We start from the raw sequence: 15,527 nt of genomic DNA, 5'->3' as shown, positions 1-15,527 counted from the left end.
GCTATAAGAGAAAAGCGTTGTTTCTTGCTCCCCTTCCCTCGTAGGGAAGGGGCTGGGGGTTAGGTTTGAGAGAAAGTTTTACACGGCATTAGTTTGCAAAACCTAAGTTACTGACCTCAAAACATCCACACATCAACATAGTGGGTGTTTTCTTATTTCTTCCCTAGTTATTCTCGATCGCTCTCTAAGGTTAAAAACATCAAACACTAGAGAAAAAACTAAGGGAGGAGCAAAATGCATCTAAGACGTACCCCGCTTTTCCGGCAAGAAGCACTCGATCGCTTGTCATCACCAGAACAGCTAGATCAACTCATGCAGGCTATCAAACCCAAAGCTTGGATATCCTTAACTGCTATGGGTTTTTTGGTTGCCACCGCCGGAGTTTGGAGTGTGTACGGACGCATCCCCTTAACTGTTACAGGTCAAGGTGTATTAATTCGACCCAGCCATGTAGTACAGTTGCAATCTCCCGCTTCTGGAGCCTTATTAAGCCTGAATATTAAACCGGGAGATGTTGTCAAAAAAGGTGATGTACTGGGCATTATTGAGCAGTCTACGCTGAAACAACAACTCCAGCAAGAACAAACCAAGTTACTGCAATTGCAAACGCAGAATCAAGATACAGAGAAGTTGGAAAAGCAAGTTATAGACCAACAAATTAACACGCTTGAACAGCAACACCTAGATTTAAAAAGCAGCCTGAAGCGTGAACAGATATCGCCAGAATTACATAATCAAGATTTAGCAGCGATCGCGCAAAAACGCCAAACTTTGCAATTACGCCAGCAACAAATTAAAGGTTTACAGGAAATTTTTCAAAAACGGGTAAATCAGCGACGACAGCTATTTCAACAGAAGGCGATCAGCCAAGATTTGTTAGTCCAAGCCGAGCAAGAATATATCAATAATCAAACGCAATTATCAGAAATAGACTTACAACTTAAGGATTTACAAATCCAAGTAACTAATACTCAACGGCAGTCTCTAGAAAGTTTCAACAAAATCGATGAAATTAAAACTAAAATCAAGGATTTAGAGACTCAACAAACAAAATTACACGAACAAAGCCTAAAACAAGCTATCAACAAAGTCAATCAAATTCAAGAATTAAAACTGCGGATTGCTCAATTACAGTTGCAACTGGCTAAAGACAGCAGAATCATCAGTCAATACAACGGACAAATTTTGCAAATTAGCGTTGTTCCAGGCCAAATTGTCAATTCTGGTGTGCGTCTGGGTTCGTTAGACGTTGCAGATTCTCAAGCCAAACTGGTGAGTGTTATTTACTTTGATAACAAAGATGGTAAACAAATTAAACCAGGGATGAGCGTTCAAGTTACACCTAGTTTTGCTAAACGCGAACGCTACGGTGGAATGGTGGGAGTTTTAACAAATATTTCGCCTTTTCCAGTTACTACACAAGATATTACTGCGATCGTTGGCAATGAAGATATCGCTCATAGCCTAGCAAAAAATGGCGAAGTTCGCGTGCAAGCTTTTGCCCAACTACAAGAAGCACCAACTAGCATTAGTGGCTATAAATGGTCATCTGGAGATGAACCACCGCTCAAAATATCATCAGGTACTACCACTTCAGTACAAGTCAAAATCGGAGAAAAAGCACCTATCTCTTATATTATTCCTCTCCTCCGTTCTTGGACTGGCATTTATTAAGTTAATTCTCAACTCTCTAAACTAGTTAAATCAAAATTCCTCCAGCATAAATGGTTTGTTTACTATGTATCTTCCCTTCAGTTTAAATTTATTGACCCTATTTAAAAGCCGTCGCGTTCAAACTCCTACAGTGTTACAAATGGAAGCAGTAGAATGCGGTGCTGCTTCTCTAGGAATTATTTTAAGTTATTACGGTCGGATTGTACCTTTGGCTAAGTTAAGAGAAGAATGTGGGGTTTCAAGAGATGGCAGTAAAGCTGTTAATATCATTAAAGCAGCCAAACATTTTGGCTTAGATGCTCAAGGTTTAAAAAAGTCACTTGAACAATTAAAAACACTCCGTCCACCCTATATTATCTTTTGGAATTTTAACCACTTCCTTGTTGTCGAAGGAATTGGCAAAGATGTGGTCTATCTTAACGACCCCGGCACAGGTCGCAGAACCATTACCTTAGAAGAATTTAACCCAGGATATACAGGTGTAGTCTTGGTGATGGAACCAGGCTCAAATTTTCAAAAGGGAGGCAAAAAAATTAATGTTGTTTCTGCCTTATATAAACGCTTAAAAAATTCCCAAATTACTATTTTATTTTGCTTACTAGCAGGGTTGTTATTGACAATACCAAGATTAGCCGTCCCAGCATTTTCACAGGTATTTGTTGATGAGATTTTAGTCCAAGACCGCCAACAATGGCTACGCCCTTTGCTAATTGGCATGGTTTTGAGTGCGGCGTGCCGGATATTGCTGGCTACAATGCGATTTACATATCTGCGGCGGCTGATGGTTAAGCTTTCAGTTAGTATGTCAGGGCAATTTCTGTGGCATATTCTGCGCTTACCAATTAACTTTTATGCTCAACGTTATGCAGGAGAAGTTAGCAGTCGGGTTGCCATTAATGACAAAGTTGCTGAAGCACTTTCAGGACGGTTAGCAACAACAATTATTGATGCGTTGATGATGGTTTTTTACTTTTTTATTATGTTGCAGTATAGCCATTTGCTAAGTGCGATCGCTTGTGGTTTTGCACTCATCAATATGCTGGCTCTGCAATTTTTATCGCAAACTCGCGTGAATGCAAATCTGCGTCTAGCACAGGAGCATGGTAAAGTCTCTGGAGTCACAATTAGCGGTCTACAAACAATAGAAACCGTCAAAGCTTCTGGGCTAGAATCTGATTTATTTGCTCGGTTTGCAGGACATTATGCTAAAGCCCTCAATGCCCAACAGCAATTAAATTTACAAACTCAAATTTTGACAACCTTACCCACAATTTTGACATCCTTAACAACAGCTGCGATTTTGGTTGTCGGTGGTTTAGAAGTAATGGATGGCAAACTTAGTATTGGAATGCTAGTAGCCTACCAAAGTTTAACTCAAAGCTTTTTAGAACCAGTCAATAACCTTGTAAATTTTGGCAGTACACTACAAGATTTAGAAGCTGATTTAAACCGCCTCGACGATGTTTTGCAAAACCCAGTCGATCCCATGACTGAGGAAGTAATAAATCAAGAAACACAACCAGAAAAAAACCTACTAATCTCCCCCCTATCTTACTCATCCCCTCTCTTTCAACTCCAGGGTTACGTTGAATTACGCAATCTCACCTTTGGTTATAGTCGCGTCGATCCGCCTTTAATCGAAAACCTGAATTTAACTATCAAGCCAGGACAACGGGTAGCAATTGTGGGGGGTAGTGGTTCTGGCAAATCTACAGTTGCGAAGTTAATCTGCGGTCTTTATCAGCCTTGGAATGGGGAAATCTGCTTTGATGGTATACCTCGGACGCAAATTGATCGCTATGTTCTGGCTAACTCTTTAGCAATGGTGGAACAGGATATTTTCTTATTTGCTGGGACTGTACGAGAAAACATTACTCTTTGGGATGCAACTATCACAGATATAGATTTAATTCGAGCTTGTGAAGATGCAGCTATTGGGGATTTAATTTTATCTCTGCCAGGAAAATATGATGCCGAGTTGATCGAAGGCGGGATGAATTTGAGTGGTGGACAACGCCAACGTTTAGAAATTGCTCGTGCTTTGGTAAGAAACCCAGCAGTGTTAGTCCTGGATGAAGCAACAAGCGCCCTTGATGCTGAGACAGAAATGTTAATTGATCGCAACCTCCGACAGCGTGGTTGTTCTTGTATTGCGATCGCTCATCGTCTCAGTACAATTCGAGATGCCCATGAAATTATTGTGCTGGAAGCTGGCAAAGTCGTACAGCGCGGTACTCATGAAGAATTGTGGCAGCAAGAAGGTACTTATACACGTTTACTCCGTTCAGAGGAGGTATAAAAATGACTTACACCAAAATGAATTATTCTCCCAATCTCTACAACCTTAAAGCCAATGAACTTATCTTACTAAATGACCCGCAGACATTATGGGTAGTGCAGTCTGGAACATTGGCTGTGTTTGCAACCAAGATCAAGGATGGTTCACCAGCTGAACGTCGGCATTATTTATTTAATGTTTCTCCAGATGCAGCGTTATTTGGTGCTGTATCGGGAGAATGGAGTTTTGTTGCGGTAGCACTGGAAAACACAATTTTATCTGGCTTGCCAATGGGCGATTTTGTGGCACAAATTAACTCAAATAATCCCCAACAAGCTATAGCTCTTGTAGAAGCTTGGATACACAATTTAAGCCAAACAATTATTGCTCAAGAAATAGTTTTAACAACCCCATTAAATATTGTCCAAATTAATACTAATGGCAACTTTTCTCTAGGTGATGGTGAAACACTACAAGTGTCACAAAAATCAATTTTTTGGTTGAAGTTGCAGCAAGGTAATGCTCGATGGATGGGAGTTGAACATCTGCAATTAGATTTTAAATCGCCTGCTTTTCCTGTGACTAGTGGTTTATGGTTGGAGGCGGAAAATTTAGTTACTGGGCAATTATTAACAACCGCAGAGTTAAATTATATTGATAATTTATCTGCGAGTTTAACAAATTTACACACTTATTTTTTATCTTATTTAAGTTTGGTATTTGCTCAAGAAGCAGAAGCAAATCGGCGGCGTTTTGAAGAACGAAAACAACTAAATCGCCAAGTCGCTCAAGGGGCATTATCCCAACTAGCCGCAGTATTAGAGCCAGAGATAGAAACCGGATTTTTTCAGGTAGGCGCGCCTTTACTAGTCGCGTTGGGAGCAGTAGCTAGGGTACAGGGAATCCAACTTTGCTATCCTACAGGTGAGGATATCACGCATCTCAAAGATCCAGTGGAAGCGATCGCCCGCTCATCACAAATTCGTACCCGTCGCGTGCAGTTAACTCATGGTTGGTGGCGCAAGGATCAAGGCCCGTTGTTGGGTTATGTTGATTCAGAACAACATCCCGTAGCTATATTACCTACAGAAAATCAGGGTTATGTTCTATTTGACCCTTTTACTCAAACTCGCACACCCGTAAACCAGGCAGTAGCAAAAACATTATTGCCTTCAGCTTATATTCTGTATAAACCCTTACCCAACATGGCACACAGTGCCATTAAACTATGGCAGTTTGCTATTAATGGTTATCAAAAAGACATTGCTGGAATTTTCGGTTTAGGGATGCTCGGAACTTTGTTAGGCATGATTGCACCCCAAGCGACAGCTATTTTAGTTAATCATGCAATTCCTGATAGCGATCGCACCTTACTCTGGCAGATAGGTTCGATTTTAGTAGCAGTTGCTTTTGGACAGTTAGCCTTTCAAATTGTCCAAAGTTTTATGACTCTGCGAGTGGAAAGCGTTACAGATGCAATGCTGCAACCTGCACTGTGGGATCGATTACTGAGATTGAGTCCCAAGTTTTTTCGTCAATACACTACCGGAGATTTGGTCAACCGCGTTATGTCGGTGCGCCACATTCATCAAAAACTCAGCGACACTACTCAAAGAGCATTGTTAAGTGGTGTATTTGCTTTACTCAACTTGGTACTAATGTTTGTATATAGTCCAAAACTCGCCTTAGTGGCAGCTGGTTTAGCAATATTAGCCGCTATAGTGACAGTTGTGGCTAGCGTTTTTTTGGTGAAGAAATCCCAAAAACAGCAACAACTTGATGGCGAACTTCAGGGATTGGTAGTGCAGATAATTAATGGCGTTGCCAAATTGCGAGTTGCAATGGCCGAAGAACGAGCGTTTGCCGCTTGGTCAAAAAAGTACACTCAGCAAGTCAGGCTCAAAACTAGTGTGCAGTTAATTAACGATCGCATCTCTGTATTTAACGAAGCACTACCAGTATTCAGTTCTATCTTAATTTTTGCCACTTCTACCTTGTTTCTTAAAACCCAGTTATCTACAGGAGTATTTTTAGCTTTTAACTCTGCTTTAGTCATTTTTATGAAAGGAGTAATTGACCTCAGCAATACTGTAACTGGGATTTGGAGCATTGTTCCCATGTGGCAACGGATGCAACCAATTTTGCGATCGCCATTAGAATTTGACTCCATTAAAGAAAACCCAGGCCAATTAGTTGGTCACATCTCCTTAGAAAATGTCAGCTTTCGCTATACAGAAAATGCGCCGTTAATTCTCGATAATGTCAGCCTGCGTGCCGAACCAGGAGAATTTATTGCGATTGTTGGCCCTTCCGGCAGTGGAAAATCAACAATATTCCGTTTACTGTTGGGATTTGAAAGTCCATTAAGCGGTAAGGTTTATTATGATAGTCAAGACTTAGCTGGATTGGATGTTCAGACTCTACGCCGCAAATTAGGCGTAGTCTTGCAAAATGGCAGAATTGGTTCAGGCTCGATTTTTGAAAATATCACGGCTGGGGCGATAGTATCACGCGATGAAGCTTGGGAAGCGGCACAAATGGCAGGATTAGCTGATGATATCCGACAAATGCCGATGCAAATGCACACTGTAATTAGTGAAGGTGGTAGCAACCTATCTGGTGGACAAAGACAACGATTATTGATTGCGCGATCGCTAGTTTCCCAGCCAAAAATTATCTTGATGGATGAAGCAACCAGTGCATTGGATAATCATACTCAAGCGATCGTCACCGAAAGTCTAGATAGATTAAATGCTACTAGAATAGTCATTGCCCATCGCCTCAGCACCATTCGCAACGCCGATCGCATCTATGTAATGGATGCTGGTCGGATTGTACAGGTAGGTAATTTTTCCGAATTGATCGGTCAAGAAGGTTTATTTGCGCGTCTGGTTGCTCGTCAATTGGAGTAATTTATCGCAGGTTAGAGAGAACAGTTGTAAAAGTCATTATTTATTTGATCTACCAGCCCTATTTCATCGATGATTCCTGCTACTATCCCCAGGTTATTGAGATTTTTTACTTCAATGCTCAAGGGCGAATTCATTTTCTTACCACATTCCATCAACTATTTCTAGCTTTTCATGTGCTAATTTTATTTATTTTTCGACTTCTATTCACCGCATGGCGCAAACAGCGTCACGATAGAATTGCCGCGACCTGGGCAACTATCCTAGCCCGTCGAGAACATGGGGACTCTTTCTTTGGGGGCGAGGGGGAGCAATAGTCACTGGGACAGCAGGAGAAAGAACGGCAGGGATCAGCAGCAGGCGTATTGTCATGCTTGTGTTTTGGAGTGGCGGCAATATAACCCGTTTTCAACACATATTGCACTGGGCTTTTATCAATAGCAGCAAGAGTAGGGCGAGAAAAGAATTGTAAAAAATGCATAATACTATGCATTTTCTGAAATAGACTATTGCTAACTATATGCTTTTGCTACATCATAATTTTTGCTTGATCGAGAAATTATGAACCGAATTGTAAATGTTTTCGTAGAGCAGTGATTTTACACTTACTAAGTTTTAGTGTTTATTATTACACAGTGATGAGAGATTTTTTAAAACTCAGTTTTAAAAAATACTTTTTATCGCCTAAGTATATAGGCACGGATTAATGATGTGTACATAGGAGTACTGGGTGGTTTTCCACGAATAAATTAGGGGGCATCAGATCATTTTGATTTCGGACTTAGAGACGTTGAACAGGGTGTAGGGGGTAATGAACACCGTGTTGGGAGAGGACAGAATCCTCTTCCAACACGGTCGCCCTTTCAGGGCGGGGCTTCCAACCCTCTGATTGTTGGGGCTGTCTCTTCCCCTACACCCCACACCCTACACCCCGCCCCAACGGGGCTTGGTGAAGCAAGGCTGATGAGATCACCACTGATACAGATGATCAGGGCGGAAAAGAGACATCCTCTAGCTGCTAGTGATCAGCGAAACATAATTATTTTTGGTCAAAATACAACTTATTTGAGTGAGCAAAATGGTTGAATCAAATACCGTGGATTTAAATAGCAAAGGTTGGTATTTAGACGTAAACCCGTCAACTTTGTTAGGTACATGGACTAAGGATAAAGATGTAGTTAGCGTTAATACCGATGATGCTATTGCTATTGAGGTTAGCTCCGATGTCACTGTTAATACTTTAGAGGGGGACGACAACATCTCCGGTACTAGTACTAGCGTTGGGGATAATGACGATGGCAATCTAGATGATATTGGAATTGCTAATGCAGGGACTATTAATACTGGCAAGGGTAAAGATACGCTCAGTGGTACTGGCAACTTTGCAGGGATCTACAATCCCTATAAAAGCACCATTAATACTGGCGCGGATGATGACACAATCATTGCTACTAGCAAATACAAAGGCATCTACAACCAGGGTACGATTAACACTGATGACGGTAATGACACAATCACTGTTACTGGCAACGATGCAGGCATCTATAACTTGAATTGCATCAATACTGGTAAAGGTAAAGATATCATCACTGGCTCTAGTACGAATAATGGCATCTGGAACGACTATGCTGGCAAAATCAATACTGGTTCTGGCGACGATATTGTAACTGGCACTAGTACTGGCGAGTCTGGCATTATCAACTTCAAGCTCACTAAACTCGATGGCACTATTCTTAGACAAGGCATAATCGATACAGGTGCTGGGAACGACACAATTACTGGCACTGGTGCTTCTAGCGGCATCAGCAATGGTGGCATAATCAATACGGGTACTGGGAACGACACAATTATTGCCACTGGTAGTTCTAGCGGCATCAACAACAGTGGCACAATCAATACGGGTACTGGGAACGACACAATTACTGCCACTGGTAGTTTTAGTCGCTTCGACAATAGTGGCACTATTTTTACTGAGGCTGGTAACGATATTGTCGATGCTCTAACGGGTGGCTTTGTTGGTAATGGCAGTATTCTTGTTGGAGATGGCAATGATATTGTCAAAGGATTTGGGAGCGGATTGTTTGATGGTGGTAATGGCAAAGATCAGCTGCTGTTTGATTCTGGAACCTACACCCTATCAGGTAGTGCAAATTCCTCTGGCTTCTATACAATCAGCAATGGCGCAACAGATATGCTAGTACAGAATTTCGAGTTGATCAGTAGTGCGAATCATCCGGCAACGGCTTTTGATTTCAACAGTGTTATTGGTCAGACTTTTACGGTATGAACTGTGTCCAATTCATGCAAAGCTAAAGAAAGTTGGTTGCGGCTTGAGCGAAAACGGCTTTAACTGTATGGGATAAAAAGTAGGCTGGGCATTACAGTCTACTTTACTCTTTTAAACTTTTACTAACCTGATGGAGTGTTTACGGGATAAAAACTTGTTAGCAAGGTGATACCAAGCACGACGAAATATTTATTTGGCGCTCAAATATAAGTAGAGGGACATAAATAATTGTAATTAGGAGAAAGCAGGAGGACGACACTTTACTCAAGTCGGGAAACCCGCCCACGCAAGTGTCTCCAGAGGGCAGGAGGGAAGAGGTTTTTAGCTATTTTGCCCAAGACTTATCTAGTTATGTTTATTTGTGCCTTCCTACTTAGTAAAAACTCGCCTGACATTAGACGAGTATCGGGCTATAGAACAAACTAGCCCAGAACGCCATGAATACCGCAACGGAGAGATTATTACACAGAACGAATAAGCCAACAAGGAGATGTTCTATTATTGTTAAGTGTCCAACCCGTTCTGATTACCAAGCGCACTCAGACTGTTAAAAAACAAATTCAACAGATTGTTATTAGCGATCGCCTGAGCGATAATTATCGGTTTAGTAAAAGTTGCTGATGAGATTTAGTCATTGGAAAAGCTTGATATGTCAACACCATCACCTGCTCTATTCCTGAATACAGTTAACGCTTACCAACGCAGTGCAGCAATTAAAGCCGCAGTTGAATTGGATATTTTTAGTGTTATCAGTCAGGGGATTGAGTCGAGCCAATCACTGGCACAAAAATGCCAAACCTCTGAGCGGGGAATGCGAATCTTGTGTGATTACTTGGTGATTATGGGCTTTATGACCAAGGAAACAGAAGGCTATAGGCTCACGCCAGATTCAGCTATGTTCTTGGCTCGGCAAAGCAAATTTTATTTAGGAGATACAGTTGAGTTTTTACTGTCTCCCATGATCACAAGTAGCTTCAATGACTTAACTTCTGCCGTTCGCACAGGAGGCACTGTTGTATCTTCTGAAGGCACATTATCGCCCCAAAATCCAGTCTGGGTGCAATTTGCCAAAGCTATGGCACCAATGATGGCAAATCCGGCACAATTAATCGCTCAGTTGGTGAGTCAAAATAACATCAAGCCAACCAAAGTATTAGATATTTCAGCTTCTCATGGCTTATTTGGAATTGCCATTGCCCAACATAACCCTGATGCTGAAATTTTTGGGGTTGATTGGGCATCGGTTCTAGAGGTAGCGCAAGAAAACGCCCGAATCCAGGGAGTTGGTTCACGCTACCATACAATTGCAGGTAGTGCTTTTGAAGTCGATTATGGCAATAACTACGATTTGGTTTTACTGCCTAACTTTTTACATCATTTTGATGTAGCAACTTGTGAACAGCTACTGCGAAAAATCAAGAATGCGCTGGTTACGGATGGAAGAGTTATCGTTTTCGATTTTATTCCAAACACTGACCGGATTACGCCACCTGATGCGGCTGCTTTTAGCTTAGTCATGTTAGCAACTACGCCTAGTGGTGATGCCTACACATTTGGCGAGTACGAAAGTATGTTTAGCAATGCAGGTTTTTCTCGTTGCCAACTTCATCCACTGCCACCCACTCAACAGCAAGTGATAGTTGCAAACAAATAGACTGTAGAAGTTTTCGTGACTTCCAGCTAAAAACCATGAAGTCAAATAAATTTTTTATGGCTTCGCAAAAAGGATAAGCTGGAACAGTAAAGAACTATCATGCGTTAGTTGTGCATTGAAAATTCCAAATGTGATGAACATCAGCATCAAAATATACCGTAGTAACCACTTTTAAGAATTACTATATTTTCTTCTTCTGCCCGATAGTCGAAGCCCACATCATACAGTAAATGACTGAGCTTTGCCCTGTTAATCTTGACAAAATCGATGATTTTAGTTGGATAATCGAGCTTTACCAGAAAGATGAGCAACTGATCTACATTAATACCAGAGAAATAAATTGTGTCGCTTTGTTGCTTGTTTGCTAGGCAGATTGTTTGGCATTTTTGTAGTTCTGGCCAAAGAATTTGGTGGATATCGATTTGCTGACAGTCAATATGAGCAGAACAACAGATTTTTGATGCGACATCGGAGAGTTGTTGCGCTGCATTGAAAAAAAAGTAGAAGTTTTCCAACTGGGTTTGGCGATCGCCGATCGCATAGGCAATCCCCGAAGAAACTGTACTCCCTGGGTTGCCAATATACATATTAATTGTTTTTAGTTTACGAGTACCAGAAACAAGTTCTTGGTCAATATCTAGGGAAAACATGAAATAGGGAAAATTATCCCTTGGTGAAACATCGCAATTGATGTAGGGAGCGATCGCCTCTAAAACTCGCTGCATTGAGATATTTCTTTCTCGTCTTTGATAATCGTAGAAATAAAATTCCCAAACCAGGCGATTTCCTAGCCATTTCACCCCCCATACTGTTTGAAACAGTCCGATCGCGTCCCGGATAGATTGAACAATTTGAAAAGCCCGCTCATCAACTCCTGCGATTTGAAATGAATGAACCAGTAAATTGACGGGGCGGAACTTATTTTCTACTGGAGCTACTGGCGTATATGGCCATAAACAGTAATTAAAATATTTATCTTGAGCAGTCGTATACTCAAAGTCATCCTCATCTAGATTTCTTAACATTATCTGCCTTCCAGTCCATAATAAATGTTGAAAAAATCCTGACCATTGCGGTGTATTCCACCAGCAATATGTCCCAATAACTTGTCTTTAATTTGAGTATAAAGAGGCAAAAATAAATTTTCAGGAATGGAATAGTAACGGAACATTTTGACGAGAATATGTTGTATATCCCGCACTCGCAGTCTGGCTGGATAAATGTTGAGATCGTAGGATTTTCTAGAGTTATTTTCCTCTATTACTTCTAGATAACTTAGCCCACTATCACCTGAACGTTTAGCAGCAATTTCGAGAATACTATTACTAATTACCAGAGATTCTGAATGTGCATTAGCCGGATAAACTTGTGATAGTTTGTTAACAATATCCTGGACTAATAGAGCCGGATAACGGTAGTATTTCGTAATAACTTTGTCAGATTTGTTTAAAGGATTCCACTTAAAGCTTAAATGCAAGAGGATGCGATCGCAATTATTAGTATCCTCAGGATTGTCTAATTCTAGATAAACTTTGTAGAGACTTTTGCTGTGATTTTCCTCAAACCCAAAATGGACAAATCTTGTCAAGTTTAAATGTTGTTTGCTTAACGTTAGAAACTCCTCAGGCATAGCCAAATCAGAACATAAATCTAAAAGCCTTCCGTGAGGGTTATCTCCCACTGATTGTTTGCTGATACTCAAGAGGAAGCGATTTCCAAGCAGGGTTTGCTGACAAATTCTCAATGATTGCTCATAGCCGTAGGGAACATTGAGATTCGTAATCAGTTCTAAAAGCCTTTGCGCTGATGCAACTGTTGATTCTGTATGGGGATTGGGGAAATGCACTGTACTTTTAGGCTATGAATGGAGTTTGTATAGGCAGAGGAGAGAGAATGTCTTCTTGCCAGCCGAACTTTTTGATATAGGCTGTATTCAGTCCGAGACACTGACGAGAACCACATTGTTCACGGTGGATACACTGGTGAAAACCGTTACGCATGAACTCTGTCCAAAAAGCATCATCAATAAAAAGCTTGGGTTGATCGTTGTTTAAAGCTTTGCTATGCTCTTTTAAAAGACACTCTGGAAAGTTTTTGACTTCTATCGCCAGACCTTTTTGCCAAGCGTTGGCGATCGCTTCCTTAAGAAAAGGAAGTATGTCTGTATACGGAACTATTAGGTCTTTTTCATCCGTTTCATTCATCGGCCAGTAATTCCAAAAATCCATTTGTACCAATCTGCGTAGGTGTGCTAAACGATCTACTATTTTAGGCAAGTCACGGTAACTACGCTTGGTTATGACTGTATTTGTTAATAGGAATACATTCTCATAAGCATCTAAATTTTCTAATCCGCGCATCATTTTCGCAAAAGCTCCCCTAACAAGTGCGATCGCATCGTGGGTTTCGGCATCTGCTGCCATCACACTGACAAAGTATTCATCGATACCCGCCTCTACTAATTCCCGGCAATAATTCTCGTCTGCTAGCCGGATGCCGTTAGTTTGGATGCGAACGTGTTCAAATCCGTTCTGGCGAGCCATGCGAGCTAAATCTGGTAAATTTGGACTGAGGGTAATTTCCGAGCCTGTGAAGATTGCCCCCTTCCAGCGTCGGTGTTGCTGATTATAGCTCAGGATTTCCTGAAAACGTTCCATCGATTCCGGTTTGAGCCAATCCATTGTCCCTTCAATCATGCAATGTTCGCATTTGAGGTTGCAGCGAAAGTGCATGGTGAATTCAACATATTCTTTTGGGTCAAAATATCCCATAAATTTGCAGATTAATAGTTTTTAGATAAAAAATTATTATGTTTTATTATTAATTTAGTTTCTATTAGATTGGAGTAGTTATTTGATTAAACTTTGCTTTTTTTAGCGATTATGAGAAAGAATGGCATTTCCAAGTTAATTGATTGGATAGTAATCTCCTCAAATCCTTGAGCTTCTAATTGTCTTTGGTAAACTAAGGGAGAACGAAAATAACGAAATAAGAGGAGCATGGGAAGTAAGCAATAAGGCAAAGGCCGATCTGTCAATTCTATTTTTCCCCTTTCAAAAATCAGTAATTTGCCGCCAGGTGCTAGGGATTTACTGGCATTGGCAATGAATTGCCCAGTTGCTTCTTCTGGCCAATCGTGAAGTATAGATTTAAAAGTAATTAGATTAACTTCTGTGGGCAAAGCGTCTACTAAGGCATTTCCTTTGATAAAGTTGATTCTGTTAGCTTCTGGTTCTTGTGCCACATGAGCTTGACCAAGATCGCAAACCAGAGGTAAATCAATCACCGTTGCTAGTAGTTTTGGGTGTTGCTTGCAGATTTGGAGGACAAATTCACCACTATTACCGCCAATATCCAGAATGCGTTTGTACTGACTAAAGTCATGATATTGCAAACATACCTGTGCCTCATATTTGGTTAGGGTTGTGGTGATTCGCAGCCAACGCTTTGTTAATTCATAGTTTTCTGGAGTCGGTTCAAAACATCGATGATAGCCAAACAGATCAAAGAGTTGCGATCGCTCCATGAATTGGTGTGAATTTTCTAGTAATAAGGTGAAATGGTTGGCAAAGTCAGGGGCAATCAAATTGGCAAATTCCAGTTTAACTTGCAGCAAATCGCGATACTGTAAAGCGATCGCAAATTGGGAACTGAGTTGAATCTGACCGTTGTCTTCTTTGATCACCCCATTGACCTTGAGTAAATCGACCAATAAGGCTATTCCCGTGTGATCGCCTGGAAGTTTGCGTTCGAGAGTATCCAGCGTACAAGGTTGATTTTGCTGTAAATAGTCGATCACTCCGATTTCAAAAGCACTTTTCAGTACTTGCGCCTTGACGAAGGTATCAATAAACTCATCAACGCAGAGGTAGGCGAGCGCATTTTGGGAATTCATTGTGCAATTCGTTCAACCATTGTGTTGAAATTACGCATTGATTGTAGATGTAAGTAGAGCAATTCCAGTTCATTTGTCTGTAAAAGGTCTACAAGCTGCTCCCCCGAAAGCTGATTTAAGCGATCGCGGTTAACTGCCATAAAACCTGCTAAAGATGATTGCTCGCCTGTATCTAGGGTAAACTTGACCCTCATCGGTTCCAGCAAATCTAGTGCTTTGAGCTTATTACAAAAGACTTGTGTGCGCTGATGTTGCATCTGGAACTCTTTGAGAAATGCCAGAACACTTTCTAGATATTGGGTTGGCGTTCCTTGGGTATCAAAAAGTCGTTCGCCGCGTCCTTCTTGATTGCACCCAGCAAACCCTTCATCAATGCAAAGTGTAAAAGTATTTCCCTCGTCATTACTAGAAAATACAAACGGGTAACGACGGATAAAAGCGGGAATATATTTTGCTTGCCAATCTCCTGTTTCTTTTAGGTAAAGGTTTTCCTGCTCTTTAATTCCCAAGATAGCCACTGGCATTATTGATGTTTCTGTCCCCGTAAACACAATGGCATATTCTGTGGCAGCTTTGGGAAACTCCACCGCCATTAAGGGGACTGAATTTATCTGTCGTGCAAAACTGTAGTCTGTGCCTGTTTTGACTGACCAGTTGCCATGTCTTTCCTGGGTAATGGGCGTTGTTTGTTCGTAGATTAGTAGTTGCTTGGTCACTTTTCAAGTCCTTTGTTTTTTCTCAGATTTATATCATGTCCGGCTAATCAGTTGTGATTCCATACATCTGTGCAGAAACGAGAAAATTCTCTCCCCTACCACGGCAGTCGCTTT

10 protein-coding genes are annotated in these 15,527 nt (G+C 41.1%); 5 read left to right on the top strand and 5 right to left on the bottom strand.

Annotated elements, in window-relative coordinates:
• Positions 1-234 precede the first annotated feature (234 nt).
• The 5 genes from H6G76_RS18140 (at position 235) to H6G76_RS18115 (ending at position 10,802) form a co-directional block, all read left to right on the top strand.
• Positions 235-1,674: an NHLP bacteriocin system secretion protein gene (locus H6G76_RS18140; protein ID WP_190703452.1), complete on the top strand. Its 1,440-nt coding sequence runs from the start codon at positions 235-237 to the stop codon at positions 1,672-1,674.
• 64 nt (positions 1,675-1,738) lie between these two features.
• Positions 1,739-3,973: an NHLP family bacteriocin export ABC transporter peptidase/permease/ATPase subunit gene (locus tag H6G76_RS18135; RefSeq protein ID WP_190703450.1), complete on the top strand. Its 2,235-nt coding sequence runs from the start codon at positions 1,739-1,741 to the stop codon at positions 3,971-3,973.
• Between the two features lie 2 nt (positions 3,974-3,975).
• Complete coding sequence (locus H6G76_RS18130) at positions 3,976-6,864, top strand: NHLP bacteriocin export ABC transporter permease/ATPase subunit (RefSeq protein WP_190703446.1); 2,889 nt, start codon at positions 3,976-3,978, stop codon at positions 6,862-6,864.
• Between the two features lie 1,075 nt (positions 6,865-7,939).
• A complete protein-coding gene (locus H6G76_RS18125) occupies positions 7,940-9,148 on the top strand; it encodes a hypothetical protein (protein WP_190703444.1) in 1,209 nt (402 codons plus the stop codon).
• Between the two features lie 649 nt (positions 9,149-9,797).
• Complete coding sequence (locus H6G76_RS18115) at positions 9,798-10,802, top strand: class I SAM-dependent methyltransferase (RefSeq protein ID WP_190703441.1); 1,005 nt, start codon at positions 9,798-9,800, stop codon at positions 10,800-10,802.
• A 146-nt stretch (positions 10,803-10,948) separates the two neighbouring features.
• On the opposite strand, the gene H6G76_RS18110 is transcribed toward H6G76_RS18115, so the two are convergent.
• The 5 genes from H6G76_RS18110 to H6G76_RS18090 all read right to left on the bottom strand — a co-directional run bounded on the left by H6G76_RS18110 (position 10,949) and on the right by H6G76_RS18090 (position 15,413).
• A complete protein-coding gene (locus tag H6G76_RS18110; protein ID WP_190703439.1) occupies positions 10,949-11,827 on the bottom strand; it encodes a hypothetical protein in 879 nt (292 codons plus the stop codon).
• The gene (locus tag H6G76_RS18105; RefSeq protein ID WP_190703436.1) at positions 11,827-12,648 is read right to left on the bottom strand and encodes a hypothetical protein; all 822 of its coding nucleotides are present in this window, start codon (positions 12,646-12,648) and stop codon (positions 11,827-11,829) included. Before H6G76_RS18105 ends, H6G76_RS18110 begins: the two co-directional genes overlap by 1 nt.
• A gap of 7 nt (positions 12,649-12,655) precedes the next feature.
• Positions 12,656-13,573 (bottom strand): radical SAM protein, encoded by a 918-nt coding sequence (locus H6G76_RS18100; RefSeq protein WP_190703432.1) that lies wholly within the window; start codon positions 13,571-13,573, stop codon positions 12,656-12,658.
• An 86-nt stretch (positions 13,574-13,659) separates the two neighbouring features.
• Entirely contained in the window at positions 13,660-14,697 is a 1,038-nt protein-coding gene (locus H6G76_RS18095) for a methyltransferase (protein WP_190703429.1), read from the bottom strand.
• The gene (locus H6G76_RS18090; protein ID WP_190703426.1) at positions 14,694-15,413 is read right to left on the bottom strand and encodes a SapC family protein; all 720 of its coding nucleotides are present in this window, start codon (positions 15,411-15,413) and stop codon (positions 14,694-14,696) included. The genes H6G76_RS18095 and H6G76_RS18090 overlap by 4 nt, the downstream gene beginning before the upstream one ends.
• Positions 15,414-15,527: the final 114 nt, after the last annotated feature.

Source organism: Nostoc sp. FACHB-152 (assembly GCF_014697475.1).
Lineage (GTDB): Bacteria > Cyanobacteriota > Cyanobacteriia > Cyanobacteriales > Nostocaceae > Nostoc_B.
This window is presented reverse-complemented; position numbering and strand designations above follow the sequence as displayed.

Coding starts and splice junctions, on each gene's coding strand:
- H6G76_RS18140 (WP_190703452.1), top strand. CDS start 235: ATGCATCTAAGACGTACCCCGCTTTTCCGGCAAGAAGCACTCGATCGC.
- H6G76_RS18135 (WP_190703450.1), top strand. CDS start 1,739: ATGTATCTTCCCTTCAGTTTAAATTTATTGACCCTATTTAAAAGCCGT.
- H6G76_RS18130 (WP_190703446.1), top strand. CDS start 3,976: ATGACTTACACCAAAATGAATTATTCTCCCAATCTCTACAACCTTAAA.
- H6G76_RS18125 (WP_190703444.1), top strand. CDS start 7,940: ATGGTTGAATCAAATACCGTGGATTTAAATAGCAAAGGTTGGTATTTA.
- H6G76_RS18115 (WP_190703441.1), top strand. CDS start 9,798: ATGTCAACACCATCACCTGCTCTATTCCTGAATACAGTTAACGCTTAC.
- H6G76_RS18110 (WP_190703439.1), bottom strand. CDS start 11,827: ATGTTAAGAAATCTAGATGAGGATGACTTTGAGTATACGACTGCTCAA.
- H6G76_RS18100 (WP_190703432.1), bottom strand. CDS start 13,573: ATGGGATATTTTGACCCAAAAGAATATGTTGAATTCACCATGCACTTT.
- H6G76_RS18095 (WP_190703429.1), bottom strand. CDS start 14,697: ATGAATTCCCAAAATGCGCTCGCCTACCTCTGCGTTGATGAGTTTATT.